The sequence below is a fragment of the Pseudomonas sp. B23(2017) genome, from assembly GCF_002113725.1.
Taxonomy (GTDB): domain Bacteria; phylum Pseudomonadota; class Gammaproteobacteria; order Pseudomonadales; family Pseudomonadaceae; genus Aquipseudomonas; species Aquipseudomonas putida_Z.
The window spans coordinates 360,219-377,592 of sequence record NZ_NEJM01000002.1 but is presented as its reverse complement, the minus strand read 5'-3'; the positions used below and the strand labels follow the sequence as shown (position 1 = coordinate 377,592).

16 protein-coding genes are annotated in these 17,374 nt (G+C 63.7%); 4 read left to right on the top strand and 12 right to left on the bottom strand.

The features are described from left to right. Window positions 1-134 precede the first annotated feature (134 nt). Window positions 135-1,424, top strand: a complete 1,290-nt coding sequence (gene gltA / locus CAG46_RS05050; RefSeq protein WP_013973445.1) for a citrate synthase — start codon at window positions 135-137, stop codon at window positions 1,422-1,424. A gap of 237 nt (window positions 1,425-1,661) precedes the next feature. Here the strand turns inward: gltA and CAG46_RS05045 are convergent, their stop codons facing one another. The 9 genes from CAG46_RS05045 to CAG46_RS05005 form a co-directional block, all read right to left on the bottom strand. Then, entirely contained in the window at window positions 1,662-2,267 is a 606-nt protein-coding gene (locus tag CAG46_RS05045; RefSeq protein ID WP_075045846.1) for an START domain-containing protein, read from the bottom strand. Window positions 2,268-2,300: 33 nt separating this feature from the next. Then, complete coding sequence (locus tag CAG46_RS05040; protein WP_085614445.1) at window positions 2,301-2,555, bottom strand: YkgJ family cysteine cluster protein; 255 nt, start codon at window positions 2,553-2,555, stop codon at window positions 2,301-2,303. 130 nt (window positions 2,556-2,685) lie between these two features. Next, complete coding sequence (locus CAG46_RS05035) at window positions 2,686-3,192, bottom strand: hypothetical protein (protein WP_085614446.1); 507 nt, start codon at window positions 3,190-3,192, stop codon at window positions 2,686-2,688. A gap of 63 nt (window positions 3,193-3,255) precedes the next feature. Next, complete coding sequence (locus CAG46_RS05030) at window positions 3,256-4,698, bottom strand: PLP-dependent aminotransferase family protein (protein WP_025339975.1); 1,443 nt, start codon at window positions 4,696-4,698, stop codon at window positions 3,256-3,258. Between the two features lie 310 nt (window positions 4,699-5,008). After that, a complete protein-coding gene (locus CAG46_RS05025; RefSeq protein ID WP_085614447.1) occupies window positions 5,009-5,821 on the bottom strand; it encodes an OmpA family protein in 813 nt (270 codons plus the stop codon). Further along, on the bottom strand, window positions 5,818-6,171 hold the full coding sequence (locus tag CAG46_RS05020) for a DUF4398 domain-containing protein (protein ID WP_023661849.1): 354 nt from the start codon (window positions 6,169-6,171) through the stop codon (window positions 5,818-5,820). Before CAG46_RS05020 ends, CAG46_RS05025 begins: the two co-directional genes overlap by 4 nt. 9 nt (window positions 6,172-6,180) lie before the next feature. Continuing rightward, window positions 6,181-7,002, bottom strand: coding sequence for an ABC transporter substrate-binding protein (locus CAG46_RS05015; RefSeq protein WP_085614448.1), 822 nt, complete (start codon window positions 7,000-7,002; stop codon window positions 6,181-6,183). Between the two features lie 188 nt (window positions 7,003-7,190). Then, a complete protein-coding gene (locus tag CAG46_RS05010) occupies window positions 7,191-8,120 on the bottom strand; it encodes an electron transfer flavoprotein subunit alpha/FixB family protein (protein WP_085614449.1) in 930 nt (309 codons plus the stop codon). Further along, window positions 8,121-8,870, bottom strand: a complete 750-nt coding sequence (locus tag CAG46_RS05005) for an electron transfer flavoprotein subunit beta/FixA family protein (RefSeq protein ID WP_085614450.1) — start codon at window positions 8,868-8,870, stop codon at window positions 8,121-8,123. It abuts the gene before it with no gap. A gap of 537 nt (window positions 8,871-9,407) precedes the next feature. Here CAG46_RS05005 and CAG46_RS05000 point away from each other — a divergent pair. Then, on the top strand, window positions 9,408-11,090 hold the full coding sequence (locus tag CAG46_RS05000; RefSeq protein WP_085614451.1) for an electron transfer flavoprotein-ubiquinone oxidoreductase: 1,683 nt from the start codon (window positions 9,408-9,410) through the stop codon (window positions 11,088-11,090). Window positions 11,091-11,358: 268 nt separating this feature from the next. Here CAG46_RS05000 and CAG46_RS04995 read toward each other — a convergent pair whose 3' ends face one another. The 3 genes from CAG46_RS04995 to CAG46_RS04985 form a co-directional block, all read right to left on the bottom strand. Continuing rightward, window positions 11,359-12,684 (bottom strand): MFS transporter, encoded by a 1,326-nt coding sequence (locus CAG46_RS04995; RefSeq protein WP_085614452.1) that lies wholly within the window; start codon window positions 12,682-12,684, stop codon window positions 11,359-11,361. A gap of 72 nt (window positions 12,685-12,756) precedes the next feature. Beyond that, the gene (locus tag CAG46_RS04990) at window positions 12,757-13,236 is read right to left on the bottom strand and encodes a histidine kinase (RefSeq protein ID WP_075045851.1); all 480 of its coding nucleotides are present in this window, start codon (window positions 13,234-13,236) and stop codon (window positions 12,757-12,759) included. 168 nt (window positions 13,237-13,404) lie between these two features. Beyond that, window positions 13,405-13,881 carry a sigma-70 family RNA polymerase sigma factor gene (locus CAG46_RS04985; RefSeq protein ID WP_025339983.1) on the bottom strand — a complete coding sequence of 159 codons (477 nt, stop codon included), beginning with the start codon at window positions 13,879-13,881 and terminating at the stop codon, window positions 13,405-13,407. A gap of 355 nt (window positions 13,882-14,236) precedes the next feature. Here CAG46_RS04985 and CAG46_RS04980 point away from each other — a divergent pair, with 355 nt between their 5' ends. Both CAG46_RS04980 and CAG46_RS04975 read left to right on the top strand, forming a co-directional pair. Then, complete coding sequence (locus tag CAG46_RS04980; RefSeq protein WP_085614453.1) at window positions 14,237-15,409, top strand: efflux RND transporter periplasmic adaptor subunit; 1,173 nt, start codon at window positions 14,237-14,239, stop codon at window positions 15,407-15,409. Beyond that, window positions 15,410-17,374, top strand: a complete 1,965-nt coding sequence (locus CAG46_RS04975) for a MacB family efflux pump subunit (protein ID WP_085614454.1) — start codon at window positions 15,410-15,412, stop codon at window positions 17,372-17,374.

The following is a 17,374-nucleotide window of genomic DNA, read 5'->3' as shown; positions in this document are numbered from 1 at the left end:
CGCGAAAAATCAGGCCTCAATGCCTGTTTCAACAAGCCTTTAGGCAAATTGACATCTGAATTTATCCCTCTATAGTGGTGCGGGCCCTGCGTGGGGGGTCTGTCTGATGATTTCAAGCATTAATAGGAGGCCACATGGCTGACAAAAAAGCGCAGTTGGTCATCGAGGGCGCTGCCCCCGTCGAGCTGCCCATTTTAACCGGCACCGTTGGTCCTGATGTAATCGACGTCCGCGGGTTGGGGGCCACTGGTCACTTCACCTTCGACCCTGGTTTCATGGCGACCGCCTCGTGCGAGTCGAAGATCACCTACATTGACGGCGACAAAGGTATCCTGCTGCACCGCGGCTACCCGATCGAGCAGCTCGCCGAAAAGTCCGACTACCTCGAAACCTGCTACCTGCTGCTCAACGGCGAACTGCCGAATGCCGAGCAGAAGGCCCAGTTCGTCAGCACCGTGAAGAACCACACCATGGTTCACGAGCAGCTGAAGTCCTTCTTCAACGGCTTCCGCCGCGACGCCCACCCGATGGCGGTGATGTGCGGCGTGGTCGGCGCCCTGTCGGCGTTCTATCACGACTCCCTGGACATCAATAACCCGCAACACCGCGAAATTTCCGCGGTGCGCCTGGTCGCCAAGATGCCGACCCTGGCCGCGATGGTTTACAAGTACTCCATGGGCCAGCCGATGATGTATCCGCGCAACGACCTGTCGTACGCGGAAAACTTCCTGCACATGATGTTCAACACCCCGTGCGAGATCAAACCGATCAGCCCGGTGCTGGCCAAGGCGATGGACCGGATCTTCATCCTCCACGCCGACCACGAGCAGAACGCCTCCACCTCTACCGTTCGCCTGGCCGGTTCGTCGGGCGCCAACCCGTTCGCCTGTATCGCCGCCGGTATCGCCGCACTGTGGGGCCCGGCCCACGGCGGTGCGAACGAAGCGGTACTGACCATGCTCGATGAAATCGGCGATGTCTCGAACATCGACAAGTTCATCGCCAAGGCCAAGGACAAGAACGACCCGTTCAAGCTCATGGGCTTCGGTCACCGCGTGTACAAGAACCGCGACCCGCGCGCCACCGTGATGAAGCAGACCTGCGACGAAGTCCTGCGCGAGCTGGGCATCAAGAACGACCCGCAGCTGGAACTGGCCATGCGCCTGGAAGAGATCGCCCTGACCGATCCGTACTTCATCGAGCGCTCGCTGTACCCGAACGTCGACTTCTACTCGGGGATCATCCTCAAGGCGATCGGCATTCCGACCAGCATGTTCACCGTGATCTTCGCCCTGGCACGTACCGTGGGCTGGATCTCGCACTGGAAAGAAATGCTCTCCAGCCCGTACAAGATCGGCCGCCCGCGCCAGCTGTACACCGGCGAGCAGAAGCGCGACATCGTTGCGCTGCAGGACCGCAAGTAAGCTTCCATAGCCGAACGCAAAAAGGCTGCCCTCGGGCAGCCTTTTTTATTCATGCTCGACGCGATGCGGATTTGTGGGAGCGGCCTTGTGTCGCGAAAGGGGCGCGGAGCGGCCCCGGGATCTTAGGCTTACCGCAATATTGCCGGGGCTGCTCCGCAGCCCTTTCGCGACGCAAGGCCGCTCCCACAAGAAGCAGCCCCCACCAGGGCCGCCACCTCACAGAGCCGACACAATGCCTCAGTTTTTCTCAGCCCGCTCTCGCAACCCTTTCAGGGTATTGAACGGCGCATCCACCACGAACTTGTTGGCCACCATCGCCGGCACGCTACCACCCGGCTCGGTGTGCACCTGATAGGTCACTTCCGTGCTGTCACCCTTGGGCACCAGCTTCCAGAAGCCTTCGACCTTCGCCACCCGCACAAAGCCCTTCTCTTCCGGGACGTAGGTCGGCTCTTCCTTCAGATTACGCACCAGGCTGCCATCAGCCCCCTTCACCGTGGTCACATGTAACACCGAGTCCCGCGGCGTGACCGGCCACGGCGTATTGAACTGGGTGTAGGTCCAACTCTGGTCACCCTCGTGCTTGAGCAGCTTCTGCGACTTGCATTCGTGAATCCACGCACAAGCCCCGACCACGTCCTCCTGCAACGCCTGCACCTTGGCCAGCGGCGCCTTGATCACGGTGACGCCTTGATAGGCCTTGTACTTGGAACCGGCCACTTCACTGAGGGAAACCTTGATCCCCTCCTCGTCCTTGGCCACCTGCCAGTTTTCGGCCCAGGCCGCGGGCGACAGCAGAACACCCATGCCACACAGCAGAGCAATACGCTTGAACGATCTCATCATGTTTATCCTTGTTGTCGAAGATCCAGCCTGTCACGCCGCCGTCATCTGCTCCCACCAGCCAAGAATCCTGATGGCCTCGTCACGATCACTGCCGCATACCTCCACATCCGCCTTGAAACCGCCACACACTGCCGGCCGCTCGGGCTTGCCGAACAGGTCGCAGAGGTTGTCGACGGTCAGGTGCAGGCAGCGCTCGGCAGCCGGCTTGCCATTGGGCATGCGCGGCATCGCAGAGGTGATGGACGGGGCAATGCAGCAGGCACCACAGCCCTCACGGCAGTTCATGGCTATTCACCAAAATCAGGACTCCCTGGAACAAAACGGGACGAACGTCCCTGGATAGTAACCGCTCAAACAGGCGTTTGAAATTGCTGGCATGATGAAATCTGCCGTGACCCGGCAGTCAGTTCGCCAGCTACTGGCGGTACTCGAAATCGATGGCCGCCCCTTCCACGTCGCGACGGCTGTCATTGCGCAGTTGCAGCTGCATTTCGTTGCTGATCAACCGGCCATTGAGCTGGAACGGGCTATCGCTGGTCTCCGGCTTTTCAGTGAACATGGGTGGCAGCAAAGGCTTGCGTCGCTGTATCGGCGAAGGGCTGCCCACATTCGGCTCAAGGTCATCGACCATATCGGCCGGCAGGCTGAGGTCCAGCTTCGCCTTGGGTAGCGGCTTGGCAACCTCCTTGCTCACCTGCTTGCGCGCCGGCCTGGCCTTGCTGTTACCGGCTTTTTTTGCAGGCTGCTTGTGCGCTGGCCTGGCTGCGGCTTTCTGCACCGGCTTGGCTTTCTGCACCGGCTTGGCTTTCTGCACCGGCGCCGCCTGCGCCTGGCCTGCCGGCTGCGCAGCCTGGGCAACACCAGCCAGGCTGCCGAGCGGTACAAGGCACAAGATCAGGGCAAAACGGCGCAAAGCATTCATGGCAAATAGACAGACTGGCAGGAAAAGTGCGTATGCTCCCTGTTCCACGGGCGCGTGGCAAGCCTACAAAAGTGCCGCTGCTGGCTCCCGGCACAATTGCTGAGCCAGCAAACCGAGCGTGATCACCGCGCGCTCGGCTTCCTTGTTCCAGGGTATACCGCAATTAAGGCGGATGCAGTGGTTGAACTGCTCGGTGTTACTGAAGATCAACCCCGGCGCAATACTGATGCCCTGCTCCAGCGCGCGCACATGCAGCTCCTGGGTATTGACCCGGCCCGGCAGGCTCACCCACAGGATGAAACCGCCTGTCGGCCGGGTCATCTGGGTACCCTCGGGGAAGTGCTGCTGCACCGCCAGCTGGTAGGCACTGAGGTTCTTGCGGTACTCCTGGCGGATGTAACGCAGGTGCCGGTCGTAGCCGCCATTTTCCAGGTAGGCCGCCACACCCATCTGCGTCACGCTGCAGGCCGAGTGGGTGGTGAAGGTTTGCAGGCGCTGGATTTCGTCCTGATAGCGCCCGGCGATCATCCAGCCAACGCGCACGCCGGGGGACAGGGTCTTGGAAAAACTCGAGCAATAGATCACCCGGTCCAGCCGGTCGAATGCCTTGAGCGCCTTGGTCTTGCCCTGCTCGAACATCAGCTCGCCATAGATGTCATCCTCGACGATCTGGATATCGAAGTCCGACGCCAGGCGCAGCAACTGCTTCTGCCGCTCTTCCGGGACAGTGCCACCCAGCGGGTTGCTGAGGCGCGCAGTCAGAACCAGGGCCTTGATCGACCACTGGTTGGCCGCCAGCTGCAGCGCCTCGAGACTGATACCGGTGGACGGGTCGCTGGGGATCTCGATCACCTTCAGGCCCAGCAGGTCGGCCAGTTGCAGCAGCCCGTAATAGGTGGGCGATTCGGCGGCGATCAGGTCGCCGGGACGGGTCAGCACGCGCAGCGACATCTGCAGCGCATCGACACAGCCATGGGTCACGATCACTTCACGCGGGTCGACCAGAACACCGGCATCACGCATGCGAATGGCGATCTGCCGGCGCAGCGGCTCGAAACCGGGGCTGAACATGTAGCTGAAGGCACGCGGGCTGTGGAAGCGCGTGACCTTGGCAATCTGCTGGTGCAAGGCACGGACCGGCAGGTAGTCGACGTGCGGCACTGCGGCGCCGAATGGGAACACGCCATCACGACGAGCCTCGGTCAGCACCTGCTGGATGATACTGGCGCGGGTGACCAGGCCGGGGCGCTCGACCCGGGCGATGTCCGGGGTCTGCGCGGTCAGGGCCGGGGTCTGGTGCACGTAGTAGCCGGACTGCGGCCGCGCACGGATCAGCCCCTGGTCCTCGAGATTGGCATAGGCCTGCAGCACCGTGGCATGGCTGACATTGAGCTGGGCGCTCATCTTGCGCACGGAGGGTACCCGCTCGCCTGGCTGGTAGACACCACGACGGATGTCATCGGCCAGTTGCTGGGCGATACGCTGGTACAACAGCAGGTTGGTCATGGCTGGCTCTCGACGCGCGGACGGGCTCGTTGTTCTTGTGTCGCTCACTGACGGTAGAGGATACCGTAACAGTTGCAAAGTGTACTGGGACAGATCGCAGGATAGTCAACAATACAGTTGCGTGACAGCCATGGAAACGATCAAGCCTGGGTATGCCGACGAAAAGCCGGGGGCGCTTTGCGCCCCTTTCGCGACACAAGGCCGCTCCTACAGGTACTGTGCATACCTTGAAGTTAACACTGTACCTGTGGGAGCGGCTTTAGCCGCGAACACCGGCAAAGCCGGTGCCATCCACCGCGCCGCCAAGCGGTCAGCGTGCTGGCGCCAGCTTGCCCTTGTCATCGGAGAACACGATTTCCACCCGACGATTCTGCGCCCTGCCCCGCTCCGAGGCATTGGCTTCGATCGGGTACTGGTCGCCATAGCCCTCGACCTGCAGGCGCTTCTCGTCGATGCCCAGGTCTACCAGCATGTCGGCCACGGCCTGCGCCCGATCACGCGACAGCTTCAGGTTGTCCTCAGCCGGGCCGGTGCTGTCGGTATAGCCCTCGATCCGCACCACCCGGCGCGGGTTGAGCTGGAGGAACTGCACCAGCTTGAGCACGGTACGGCTGGCCGAGTTCTTCAGGTCGGCGCGGCCGGTGTCGAACAGCACGTCCCCCAGAGTCATCACCAGACCACGGTCGGCCTGCTCCGAGGCCAGCGCGGCGATCTGCGACTCGACCCACTTGCCCTGCTGCTGAACACTGGCCAGCTTGGCCTCGCGCAGGGCCAGCTGCAGGCGCTGGCGCTCCAGGTCGAGCTTGGCCTGGCGTTCCTGGTTCAGCGCCAGCTTGGCATGCTCGCTGGCAATTTCGCTGTAGCGCTGGCTCAGGTAGGCGTAATGGCGCACGTCGGCACCGGTGCCGATGTAGCTGGACAGGCGCTCGGCACGGGCCAGCGACTCGCCTGCGCGAATCACGTCACGCGGCGCACTGCGCAACACATTGGAATCATCCTTGACCTTCTGGAAAGCTGCAGTGGCATCATCCAGCGCTGCGCTGCTGCGCTGGCTGGCGCAGCCTTGCAAACCTGCCGCCAGCGCCAGCACTGCCAGCGCGGCCAATGGCACACGACGGATCATGGCTGCACCTCCAACTGCTTGCGCAGGCGCTGGACCCGCGACTGCAGCAGTTGCAGCTGCTCTTCGCTCTTCTGGTTCAGTACCTGGGCCTCGGCCAGGCGCGCATCCAGTTCGGCCTGCTCGGCACGCATGCGCGCATCGCGGTAGTCTTCGGTGAGCATGTTGGCCTTGGCCCGGGCCAGCTTGTCTTCAGCCAGCTTGAGCGCATCGACCTGCTCGGTGGCACCGACGGCCCTGGCCTGCTCCAGTGCCTGTTCGGAAATGCGCATCTGCTCGTTAGGGGCCGGATCGTTGGCGCAGCCAGCCAGGCCGAGCACGGCCAGGGCAAGGATTAGTGGTTGGGTTCTCACGCAATCTTCCTAGTGTTTGGGGGCGTCCGACGGCACCTGCAGCTGCGCTTTCCAGCGCTCGACATTACGTTGCAGCACGGCCTCGGATGCTCCGGAGATCGGCAATTCTGTCAGTTTTTTCGCCAATTGCCCACGCAACCAGCTGTCATTGCAGGCCGAATTGTGCGACAGGGCCAGGTACAGGCCCGGCCGATCCACCGGCAGGCCGCGGGCGATCAGGTCATTGCTCATGCCCAGGCTCTGGGCCATGGCCATGCCCGAATAGCGGCCAGCGAGCACATAATCCACCTGGCCGAGCACCAGCTTCTGGAACGCCTGGGTCAGGTTCTGTGCCGGCACCAGTTTCAGCTGGGCCTTGGCGAAAGCGGTAAAGGCCGGGGTCAGCCGCGCACGCTCGGACAAACTGCCCTGGTACTGGGCCAGGTCCGCCGGGCCCTCGAAGGCCAGTGTGGCGTCGTGACGCGTCCACACTAGGTATTCGTTGAGCTGCAGGGGTGGATGGATGTAGTCCAGCGCAGTCAGTTGCTCCACCTGCATGGGGGTGTCGAGCAGCAGGTCCATGCGCCCGCTACGTACTTCTTCCAGCGCCTGGTCACGACGGCCGGCGCTCAGCACCTCCACCTTCACGCCCAGCTCGCCAGCCACCTGGCGCAGCAGGTCGACGTTGGCGCCGATCAGGTGTTTCGGGTCGTTCGGGTCCTGCCACGAATAGGGCGGCGCGTCAGGGCTGCCGGTTGCCACCAGGCGTTCGCACTTGCCTGCCGCCATGGCCAGCGGCGAAACCAGCACCGCCATGTATGCCAGCACCCTGCCTGCTTTACGCAGCACCATTGCTCACTCCTTGTATTGCTTTGCCCGGCCCAATCGCCGGCAAGCCAGCCCCCACAGGTACAGCGCAGTTCTCAAGGGCGGTGCTGTACCTGTGGGTGCCGGCTTGCCGGCGATCGGGCCGGAACTGACCACAAAAAAACCCGGCCCCCTGTACGAGGGCCGGGTTCTTTATAAGTGAAGCAGGCGGATCAGACCAGCTTTTCCAGCTCCGGAACCGCTTCGAACAGGTCAGCGACCAGGCCGTAGTCGGCTACCTGGAAGATCGGCGCTTCTTCGTCCTTGTTGATCGCCACGATCACCTTGGAGTCCTTCATGCCGGCCAGGTGCTGGATCGCGCCGGAGATACCGACGGCGATGTACAGCTGTGGCGCAACGATCTTGCCGGTCTGGCCGACCTGCATGTCGTTCGGCACGAAGCCGGCGTCGACCGCGGCGCGCGAAGCACCGACGGCGGCGCCGAGCTTGTCGGCCAGGCTGTAGAGGTGCTTGAAGTTGTCACCGTTGCCCATGCCACGGCCGCCGGAAACGACGATCTTGGCAGCGGTCAGCTCTGGGCGGTCGGACTTGGCCAGCTCTTCACCAACGAAGGCCGAGATGCCGGCGTTGTGCGCAGCGCCAACGGCTTCGATGGCAGCCGAACCACCTTCGGCGGCCACGGCGTCGAAGCCGGTGGTACGCACGGTGATGACCTTGATGGCAGCGCTCGATTGCACGGTGGCAATGGCGTTACCGGCATAGATCGGGCGCTTGAAGGTGTCGGCGGACTCGACCGAGATGATCTCGGAGATCTGGTCCACGTCCAGCAGCGCGGCAACGCGCGGCAGGATGTTCTTGCCGTTGGTGGTGGCCGGAGCCAGCACGTGGCTGTAGCTCTTGGCCAGCTCGACGATCAGCGGCGCAACGTTTTCTGGCAGGGCGTGGGCGTAGGCAGCGTTATCGGCAACCAGCACCTTGGCCACGCCAGCGATCTTGGCTGCGGACTCGGCAACGCCGCCCACGTTCTGGCCAGCGACCAGCACGTGCACATCACCACCAATCTTGGCGGCAGCGGCAACAGTGTTCAGGGTGGCCGGGGCTACGGCACCGTTCTCGTATTCAGCGACAACCAGGATAGTCATTTAGATTACCTTCGCTTCGTTCTTCAGCTTCTCGACCAGTTCGGCCACCGATTTGACCTTGATGCCAGCGCTGCGGGCAGCCGGGGCTTCAACCTTCAGGGTCTTGTTGGTGGAGGCGAGGGAAACGCCCAGCGCGTCTGGAGTAACGGTCTCCAGCGGCTTCTTCTTGGCCTTCATGATGTTCGGCAGCGACGCGTAGCGTGGCTCGTTCAGGCGCAGGTCGGTGGTGACGATGGCCGGCAGGTTCAGTGCAACGGTCTGCAGGCCGCCGTCGATTTCACGGGTGACGTTCAGCTTGTCGCCAGCAACTTCCACCTTGGAGGCGAAGGTGCCTTGGGCGAAGCCGGTCAGCGCAGCCAGCATCTGGCCGGTCTGGTTGTTGTCGCTGTCGATGGCCTGCTTGCCGAGGATGACCAGCTGAGGCTGCTCTTTGTCGACAACGGCTTTCAGCGCCTTGGCCACAGCCAGGGAGTTCAGTTCGTCAGCGACTTCGACCAGGATGGCACGGTCGGCACCCAGGGCCAGGGCGGTACGCAGTTGCTCCTGGGCAGTGGTCGGGCCGACGGAAACGACGACGATCTCGGACGCTACGCCCTTTTCCTTCAGGCGTACGGCTTCTTCCACGGCGATTTCGCAGAAGGGGTTCATGGACATCTTGACGTTAGCAAGGTCGACGCCGGAGTTGTCCGCCTTGACGCGAACCTTGACGTTGTAGTCGACCACTCGTTTGACAGCTACAAGAACCTTCATGGATTCCTCGTTACTCTCCGGTGAATAGATAGTCGCCAGGGGCAGAGCCCTGCGATGCGCGTGGGTACAAGGGCACCTCTAAAAACGTACCGGGAGGCGGTAACTTCACAGTGACCGAACAGTCTTGTCCGGACTCTTGCGACAAATACTCACGGGTCATTTTCTGTCGTGGCGTGTAAACTCCACTACAAACCGGCCCAAGGCCGCAAAACCCTGCTCCACACCTGGTCTTTAGAGGTGTACCTGCGCCCGGCTGCAAGCCTACGGCGAACGTAAAACCGCTCGTATCTTGACCGTAACACCCAATCCGGTCAATACGGCAAATCGGTCACCCTCCAGCCGCGTTCCTGTGATTTTACTGGCCTGCGGCAAATTCAAACAAACGTTTGTATTGGACCCGCCAAGTGGTGTAGATATAATGCGCGGCCAAGACAAAACGGTGTAGTCCGTCATTTGCCCAGCTACAGTTCCGCCGTTGCGTAGAACCGCTGCGAATGCCCCGCGCACCCATAAGACAAAGCAACAGCACGAGCCTTGATGAGTAGGAGAGAACCAGTGGAACGCGAATACATGGAATTCGACGTGGTCATCGTCGGCGCCGGCCCGGCGGGCCTGTCCGCCGCCTGCCGCCTGAAGCAGAAGGCCGCCGAAGCCGGTAGCGAAATCAGCGTCTGCGTGGTGGAAAAAGGCTCTGAAGTCGGCGCCCACATCCTCTCCGGCGCGGTGTTCGAACCCCGTGCCCTGAACGAGCTGTTCCCAGACTGGAAAGAGCTCGGCGCGCCGCTGAACACCGAAGTGAAGCGCGACGACATCTACGTGCTCAAGGATGCCGGCAGTTCGACCAAGGTGCCTGACCTGTTCGTGCCCAAGACCATGCACAACCAGGGCAACTACATCATCTCGCTGGGCAACCTGTGCCGCTGGCTGGCCCAGCAGGCCGAGAACCTGGGCGTGGAAGTCTACCCGGGCTTCGCCGCCCAGGAAGCGCTGTTCGATGAAAACGGCGTGGTCCGTGGCATTGTCACCGGCGACATGGGCGTCGACCGCGAAGGCAACCCGAAAGATGGCATGTACACCCCTGGCATGGAGCTGCGTGGCAAATACACCCTGTTCGCCGAAGGTTGCCGTGGCCACATCGGCAAGCAGCTGATCAAGCGCTTCAACCTGGATAGCGAAGCCGACGTCCAGCACTACGGCATCGGCCTGAAGGAAATCTGGGAAATCGACCCGGCCAAGCACGAGCAGGGCCTGGTGGTGCACACCGCCGGCTGGCCGCTGGACGTGATGGCCAAGGACAACACCGGTGGTTCGTTCCTCTATCACCTGGAAAACAACCAGGTGGTGGTCGGCCTGATCGTCGACCTGTCCTACGCCAACCCGTACCTGTCGCCGTTCGACGAATTCCAGCGCCTCAAGCACCACCCGGTGATGGCGCAATATCTCGAAGGCGGCAAGCGCATCAGCTACGGTGCCCGTGCCATCTGCAAGGGCGGCTTCAACTCGCTGCCGAAGATGGTCTTCAACGGCGGCGCGCTGATCGGCTGCGACCTGGGCACCCTGAACTTCGCCAAGATCAAGGGCAGCCACACCGCGATGAAGTCCGGCATGCTGGCCGCCGAAGCGGTGGCTGACGCACTGCTCGCCGGCAGCGAAGGCGGTGACCAGCTCAACGGCTACGTCAGCGCCTTCAAGGCCAGCTGGCTGTACGAGGAGCTGTTCGCCAGCCGCAACTTCGGCCCGGCCATGCACAAGTTCGGCCCGCTGCTGGGCGCTGCGTTCAACTATGTGGACCAGAACTGGTTCGGCGGCAAGCTGCCGTTCACCCTGCACGACACCAAGCCGGACTACGCCTGCCTGAAGCTGGCGGCCGAGTCGCAGAAGATCGACTACCCGAAACCGGACGGCAAGCTCAGCTTCGACAAGCTCAGCTCGGTATTCCTCTCCAGCACCAACCACGAAGAGGAACAACCCTGCCACCTGAAGCTGACCGACCCGAACGTGCCGATCGCCAGCAACCTGCCGCTGTACGACGAGCCGGCCCAGCGCTACTGCCCGGCGGGCGTGTACGAAGTGGTCACCCAGGAAGACGGCAGCAAGCGCTTCCAGATCAACGCGCAGAACTGCGTGCACTGCAAGACCTGCGACATCAAGGACCCGGCCCAGAACATCACCTGGGTCACCCCTGAAGGCGCTGGCGGGCCGAACTACCCGAACATGTAAGGCCCCTGCCCTGCGCTAACGAAAAGCCCCCGGTTCTCACGAGCCGGGGGCTTTTTGTTTTACCTGTTCTGGCTGTACTGGCCCGTGTAGGAGCGGCCTTGTGTCGCGATGGGCTGCGCAGCAGCCCCGATGGTTTGCGCTGGAGCATAGGTCCTGGGGCTGCTGCGCAGCCCATCGCGACACAAGGCCGCTCCTACAAAGTCCGCGTGCCATCCCACTGTGGTGCCGGCTCAGGAAGTCTGTCTCAGCTCCCAAGACCATTACACGCTCATTTGTCACCACACATGATGGGCATCGGCTCCGCGGCAAACGCCAATGGCTCCCGACGCCCGAAATACAAGGCCGTCAGCAACCCCACCGTACCCATGACCAGACAAAAGCCGACACACACCCACGGGCTCCACGGCATCAGCGCAATCAGCGCCAGCGGTGTGGTGCTGGCCCAAAGCGCGTAGGCCACGTTATAGGTAAAGGAGATGCCCGACACGCGGATCTCGGCCGGGAACAACCCGACCATCACTGACGGCACCACGCCCACCACGCCGCAGGACAGGCCCGCCAGCGCATAGGCCAGCCAGGTCATGCCCCACTGCCCCACCAGGCTGGCATACAACGCGCCGATGCCCACTGGCAGCAACAGGCTGTAGAACATTAGTGCGCGCCAGGCGCCTGCACGGTCGACCAGCAGCCCGGCCAGCACGCAGCCGATGTTGAGGAAGACGATGCCCACGCTGCTAAGGGCAAAGGTGTGCCCGGCACTCATGCCGAAGCGCTGCTGCATCACTGTCGGAGTAATCACCACCAGCACCACCACGGCGGAAGTCAGCACGCAGGTCAGCAGCGCCGCCGGGATCAACGCCCGGCGGTGTTCGCCCAGCACCCGCCGCAGCGGGAAGCTCACCGGCTGCTCCTGGCGCGCGCGCAGGGCAAGGAACACCGGTGTTTCGCTGAGCCAACGACGCAGCCACACGCCGATCACGCCGAATACCCCGCCGAGCAGGAACGGGTAGCGCCAGGCGTAGTCGAGGATTTCCTGCTGGGTGAACACTTGCGCCAGCAAGGTCGCGGTCAGTGCCCCCAGCAGATAGCCAAAGGTCAGGCCGGCCTGCAGGAAGCCCAGGGCATAACCGCGCCGCCCGGCTGGCGCGTGCTCGGCGACGAAAGTCCAAGCGCTCGGCACCTCGCCGCCCACCGCCGCGCCCTGCAGGATACGCAGTGCCAGCAGGATCAGCGGCGCGGCATAGCCGATATCGGCGTAGGTCGGCATTACCCCGATCAACAGGCACGGCAGGGCCATCATCAGGATGCTCAGGCTGAAGACCCGCTTGCGTCCCAGGTGGTCGGCGAAGTGCGCCATCAGGATGCCGCCCAGCGGCCGCGCCAGGTAGCCGGTGACGAAGATTCCGAAGCTTTGCAGCAGGCGCAGCCATTCGGGCATCTCGGGCGGGAAGAACAGCTGGCTGAGGGTCAGCGCAAAGAATACGAAGATGATGAAGTCGTAGATTTCCAGCGCGCCGCCCAACGCCGCCAGGCCCAGGGTCCGGTGGTCGCCGCGGCTGAACCGGGGCGGGCGAGCGGTATCGATGGCAGTCATGGCAGGGTCCGCAAATCGGCAAAGGGCAAGAGGATAGCAAATAGCTGCCCCCTTGCCCTGCCCGCTGCGGCTTTAGCGGTTGAACATGGTGTTGACGAAATTGGCCTTCGGCCGTGGCCGCACCGTGGCAGCCGGCATGGCGCCCGGCAGCGGCAGCTTGCCGACCAGCAGCGGCGTATCGATGATCGCCATGAACGCCTCCAGTGCCTCGTTGTCCGGCACCTGGGGCAGGCTCAGGCTGACGGCCTGGCGCTCGGTCTGCGGCACCAAGGGCACTTGCAACTGGGTAGAGTGATAAAGAAGGGCGTGCTGGATCTGCGTGCTGACGCGACAGAAGCGCGCCAGGTCGACCCCGACATGGCTGGCCAGCTCGATATTGCCCAACAGCAGGTGGAAAGGCTGCAAGGCACTCAGCACCAGGCGCTGCAGCTCCTCGAAGCTGTCCACTGGCGCTATCCGGTAGTAGCCCAGGCCGTTGAGCAGCCGCTCCAGTTGCAGGCGCTGGCAGGGGTGTGCGTCGGCGATGAGGATGCGCAGGGTCTTGTTGGCCATGGCGGGACCTGGGCAGTTGGGTAATGGGTAGGCTCCATGACCATACTGCGCCAGTAACGGCTGCTGCCAAGGCTACGCCTGGCAGGGGTCTTATTTGATAGAAGTCGGGAAAACCGTGGAAATCAAGTGATCGACTGACGGAATTTTCATCTGCATTCAACCCGGCGATCAGGATTCCCACTCGCGCATGCGCACCCGGCAGTGCTTCATGGCATTGACGATGTGCTTCTCCACCAGGCTGCGGGAAATACCCAGGTGCTCGGCAATCTGCTGGTGTGACAGGCCTTCGAGCTTGCGCAGCAGGAAGCAGTCGCGGCAGACCTTGCTCAGCTCATCCAGCGCGCGCTGCATCAGCGCCAGGCGCTGGTCGAGCTGCATGTCGTGGGTCGGCGCCGGGGTATGCCAGCGCTCGTCGCTGTCCAGCACCTCCAGCGGCTCGGCCTGGCGTACCTGATGCCGCCGGTGGCGGTCGACCACCAGGTTGAGCGCGGTGCGGTAAAGGAAGGCGCGCGGGTGCTCGATGCGCTCGGCGTCGGTGCGCTCCAGCACCCGCAGGTAGGCATCGTGCGCCACATCTTCGGCGGCCTGACGATTGCCCAGGCGCGCGGAAAGGAAGCCCACCAGTTCGCGATAGTAATGTTCCACGACGTTACCTGAGATCGTCCTGCCAGCCTATGCCAGAAAGCCCTTTCAGGCAGCAACGCGGGACCGAGTGATGTCAGCGTGCGATCTTACAAATTATAATTATTCTCAGCAACAAGGTGCATGGAGCAACACCGCCACCACCCCAAGTGTGTGCGCCCGTCTGTGGGAGCGGCCTTGTGTCGCGAAAGGGCCGCAAAGCGGCCCCGGCAATCTGCAGTGATGCGAAGATCCTGGGGGCGCTTCGCACCCCTTTCGCGACACAAGGCCGCTCCTACACAGACCGCGCCAAACTCACTGCGCTAAATCCCCTTCTGCCGCTTTCGTCTATCTGGCACCCCCTCGGCTGGATGTCTGCATGAGACCTTTAACCAACACCCGTCGCCGGCTCCTGTTCAGCGGCCTGGGCCTGCTCGGCCTGGGCTGCCTGCTGGCCTGGAAGGCCCTGCCCTACGGCGCACAGCCGCTCAGCACGGTTGCCGTGACCCGCGCCGACATCGAAAGCAGCGTCACCGCACTGGGCACCCTGCAACCAAGGCGCTACGTGGACGTCGGTGCCCAGGCGTCGGGGCAGATCCACACCCTGCATGTGGAGGTTGGCGACACGGTGCGCAAAGGCCAGCTGCTGGTCGAGATCGACCCTTCGACCCAGCAGGCCCGGCTGGATGCCGGCCGCTACTCGATCGACAACCTCAAGGCCCAGCTGGCCGAACAACGCGCGCAGTTCCAACTGGCCCGGCAGCAGCTCAAACGCCAACGGGACCTGGCCGCCGCCGGTGCCACCCGCGACGAGGACGTGCAAACGGCCGCCGCACAGCTGAAGGTCACCCAGGCGCGCATCGACATGTTCCAGGCGCAGATCCGCCAGGCCCAGGCCAGCCTGCGCAGCGACGAGGCCGAGCTGGGCTACACGCGCATCTACGCGCCGATGGACGGCACGGTAGTGGCGGTGGATGCCCGTGAGGGGCAAACCCTCAATGCCCAACAGCAAACCCCGTTGATCCTGCGCATCGCCAAGCTCTCGCCGATGACCGTGTGGGCCCAGGTGTCGGAGGCCGACATCGGCAAGGTCACCCCGGGCATGACCGCCTACTTCACCACCCTGGCCGGCGGCAAGCGCCGCTGGACCAGCACCGTGCGGCAAGTGCTGCCGATCCCGCCCAAGCCCCTGGAGCAGGCCAGCCAGGGTGGCGGCAGCCCGGCCAGCGTCAGCAATGGCAGTGCCGGCAGCCAGGTGGTGCAGTACAGCGTGCTGCTGGATGTCGACAACCCGGACGGCGCGCTGATGGCCGAGATGACCACGCAGGTGTTCTTTGTCGCAGGCAAAGCCAGCCAGGTGCTGACCGTGCCACTGGCCGCGCTGGACGACGGCGATGGCCTGCGCCTGGCGCATGTGCTGACCCGCGACGGCAAGGTGGAACAGCGCCAGGTACGCACCGGCCTCAGCGACCGCCTGCGCGTGCAGGTGCTGGACGGCCTCAACGAAGGCGAACGCCTGGTGATCGGCGCCCCTGGCGTCAGCGGAGGTTGAATGAACACACCCCTGATCGAGCTGGTCGACATCCGTAAATCCTACGGCGGCGTCGAAACGCCCAAGGTCGATATCCTCCATGGCATCAGCTTGCGCATCCATCCCGGCGAGTTCGTCGCCATCGTCGGCGCCTCCGGCTCCGGCAAGTCGACCTTGATGAATATCCTCGGCTGCCTCGACCGCCCCACTTCCGGCAGCTACCGCTTCGCCGGCAAGGATGTGGCCGAACTGGGCAGCGACGAACTGGCCTGGCTGCGCCGCGAGGCGTTCGGCTTCGTGTTCCAGGGCTACCACCTGATCCCCTCGGGCTCGGCCCAGGAAAACGTCGAAATGCCGGCCATCTATGCCGGCCTTGCCGCCAGCGAACGCCACGCCCGTGCCAGCGCCCTGCTCGGTCGCCTGGGCCTGGCCAGCCGCACCGGCAACCGCCCGCACCAGTTGTCTGGCGGCCAGCAACAACGGGTGTCGATTGCCCGGGCGTTGATGAATGGCGGCCATATCATCCTCGCCGACGAACCCACCGGCGCCCTCGACAGCCACAGCGGCACCGAAGTGATGGCGTTGCTCGACGAGCTGGCCAGCCAGGGCCACGTGATCATCCTGATCACCCATGACCGCAACGTCGCGGCGCGGGCGCAGCGCGTGATCGAAATTCGTGACGGCCTGATCATCAGCGATTCGGCCGCCGAAAAGCCCACGGTCGACAACGGCCGCGGGCTGCAGGCCGACCAGCTGCGCCAGCGCCTGGACCGTGGCGCGACCTTGCACGGGGCGTGGAAAGGCGAATTGCTCGAAGCCCTGCAGGCGGCCTGGCGGGTGATGTGGGTCAACCGCTTCCGCACCGCCCTGACCCTGCTGGGCATCGTCATCGGCGTGGCCTCGGTGGTGGTGATGCTGGCAGTGGGCGAAGGCAGCAAGCGCCAGGTCATGGCGCAGATGGCAGCCTTCGGCTCGAACATCCTCTACCTCAACGGCAAGCCGGCGAGCCTGGGCGAGCAGGCCGGCACCATCACCCTCGACGATGTCGCTGCCATCGGCCAACTGCCGCAGGTCAAGCACGTGATGCCGGTGATCGGCGAAAAGATGATGGTGCGCCACGGCAACAACAGCCAGCGGTTCTATGTGGGCGGCAACAACACCGGGTTTCCCGAGATTTTCAACTGGCCGGCGGTGCAAGGCAGCTTCTACACCGATGCCGATGAAGCCAACGCTGCCGCGGTGGCGGTGATCGGCCAGAAAGTGCGGGAAAAGATGCTCGACCCTGGGCGCGACCCTCTGGGGCAGTACCTGCTGATCGGCAATGTGCCGTTCCAGGTGGTCGGCATCCTGGCCGGCAAGGGCGCCAGCTCTGGCGACCAGGACAGCGACGGGCGCATCGTGGTGCCCTACTCTGCCGCAGCCATCCGCCTGTTCGGCCAGCGCGACCCGGACTACATCGCCGTTGCCGCCCTGGACTCCACGCGGGTCAACGAGGCCGAAGCGGCCATCGACAAGCTGCTGCGCCAGCGCCACAACGGCCGCCAGGACTTCGAGCTGACCAATGACGCGGCGCTGATCCAGGCCGAGGCGCGCACGCAGAACAGCCTGTCGCTGATGCTGGGGGCGATCGCCGCGATCTCGCTGCTGGTGGGCGGCATCGGCGTGATGAACATCATGTTGATGACGGTGCGCGAGCGCACCCGTGAAATCGGCATCCGCATGGCCACTGGTGCGCGCCAGCGCGACATCCTGCGGCAATTCCTCAGCGAGGCGGTGATGCTGTCGATGGTCGGCGGCCTGGCCGGCATCGTCTTGGCCCTGGCCATCGGTGGCGGCCTGATGCTGGCCGAAGTGGCGGTGGCCTTTGCCCTGCCCGCCATGCTCGGCGCCTTCGCCTGCGCCGTCGTCACCGGCATCGTGTTCGGCTTCATGCCAGCGCGCAAGGCCGCCCGCCTCGACCCGGTCAAAGCCCTTACCAGCGAATAA

Coding starts and splice junctions, on each gene's coding strand:
- gltA (WP_013973445.1), top strand. CDS start 135: ATGGCTGACAAAAAAGCGCAGTTGGTCATCGAGGGCGCTGCCCCCGTC.
- CAG46_RS05045 (WP_075045846.1), bottom strand. CDS start 2,267: ATGAGATCGTTCAAGCGTATTGCTCTGCTGTGTGGCATGGGTGTTCTG.
- CAG46_RS05040 (WP_085614445.1), bottom strand. CDS start 2,555: ATGAACTGCCGTGAGGGCTGTGGTGCCTGCTGCATTGCCCCGTCCATC.
- CAG46_RS05035 (WP_085614446.1), bottom strand. CDS start 3,192: ATGAATGCTTTGCGCCGTTTTGCCCTGATCTTGTGCCTTGTACCGCTC.
- CAG46_RS05030 (WP_025339975.1), bottom strand. CDS start 4,698: ATGACCAACCTGCTGTTGTACCAGCGTATCGCCCAGCAACTGGCCGAT.
- CAG46_RS05025 (WP_085614447.1), bottom strand. CDS start 5,821: ATGATCCGTCGTGTGCCATTGGCCGCGCTGGCAGTGCTGGCGCTGGCG.
- CAG46_RS05015 (WP_085614448.1), bottom strand. CDS start 7,002: ATGGTGCTGCGTAAAGCAGGCAGGGTGCTGGCATACATGGCGGTGCTG.
- CAG46_RS05010 (WP_085614449.1), bottom strand. CDS start 8,120: ATGACTATCCTGGTTGTCGCTGAATACGAGAACGGTGCCGTAGCCCCG.
- CAG46_RS05005 (WP_085614450.1), bottom strand. CDS start 8,870: ATGAAGGTTCTTGTAGCTGTCAAACGAGTGGTCGACTACAACGTCAAG.
- CAG46_RS05000 (WP_085614451.1), top strand. CDS start 9,408: ATGAGTAGGAGAGAACCAGTGGAACGCGAATACATGGAATTCGACGTG.
- CAG46_RS04995 (WP_085614452.1), bottom strand. CDS start 12,684: ATGACTGCCATCGATACCGCTCGCCCGCCCCGGTTCAGCCGCGGCGAC.
- CAG46_RS04990 (WP_075045851.1), bottom strand. CDS start 13,236: ATGGCCAACAAGACCCTGCGCATCCTCATCGCCGACGCACACCCCTGC.
- CAG46_RS04980 (WP_085614453.1), top strand. CDS start 14,237: ATGAGACCTTTAACCAACACCCGTCGCCGGCTCCTGTTCAGCGGCCTG.
- CAG46_RS04975 (WP_085614454.1), top strand. CDS start 15,410: ATGAACACACCCCTGATCGAGCTGGTCGACATCCGTAAATCCTACGGC.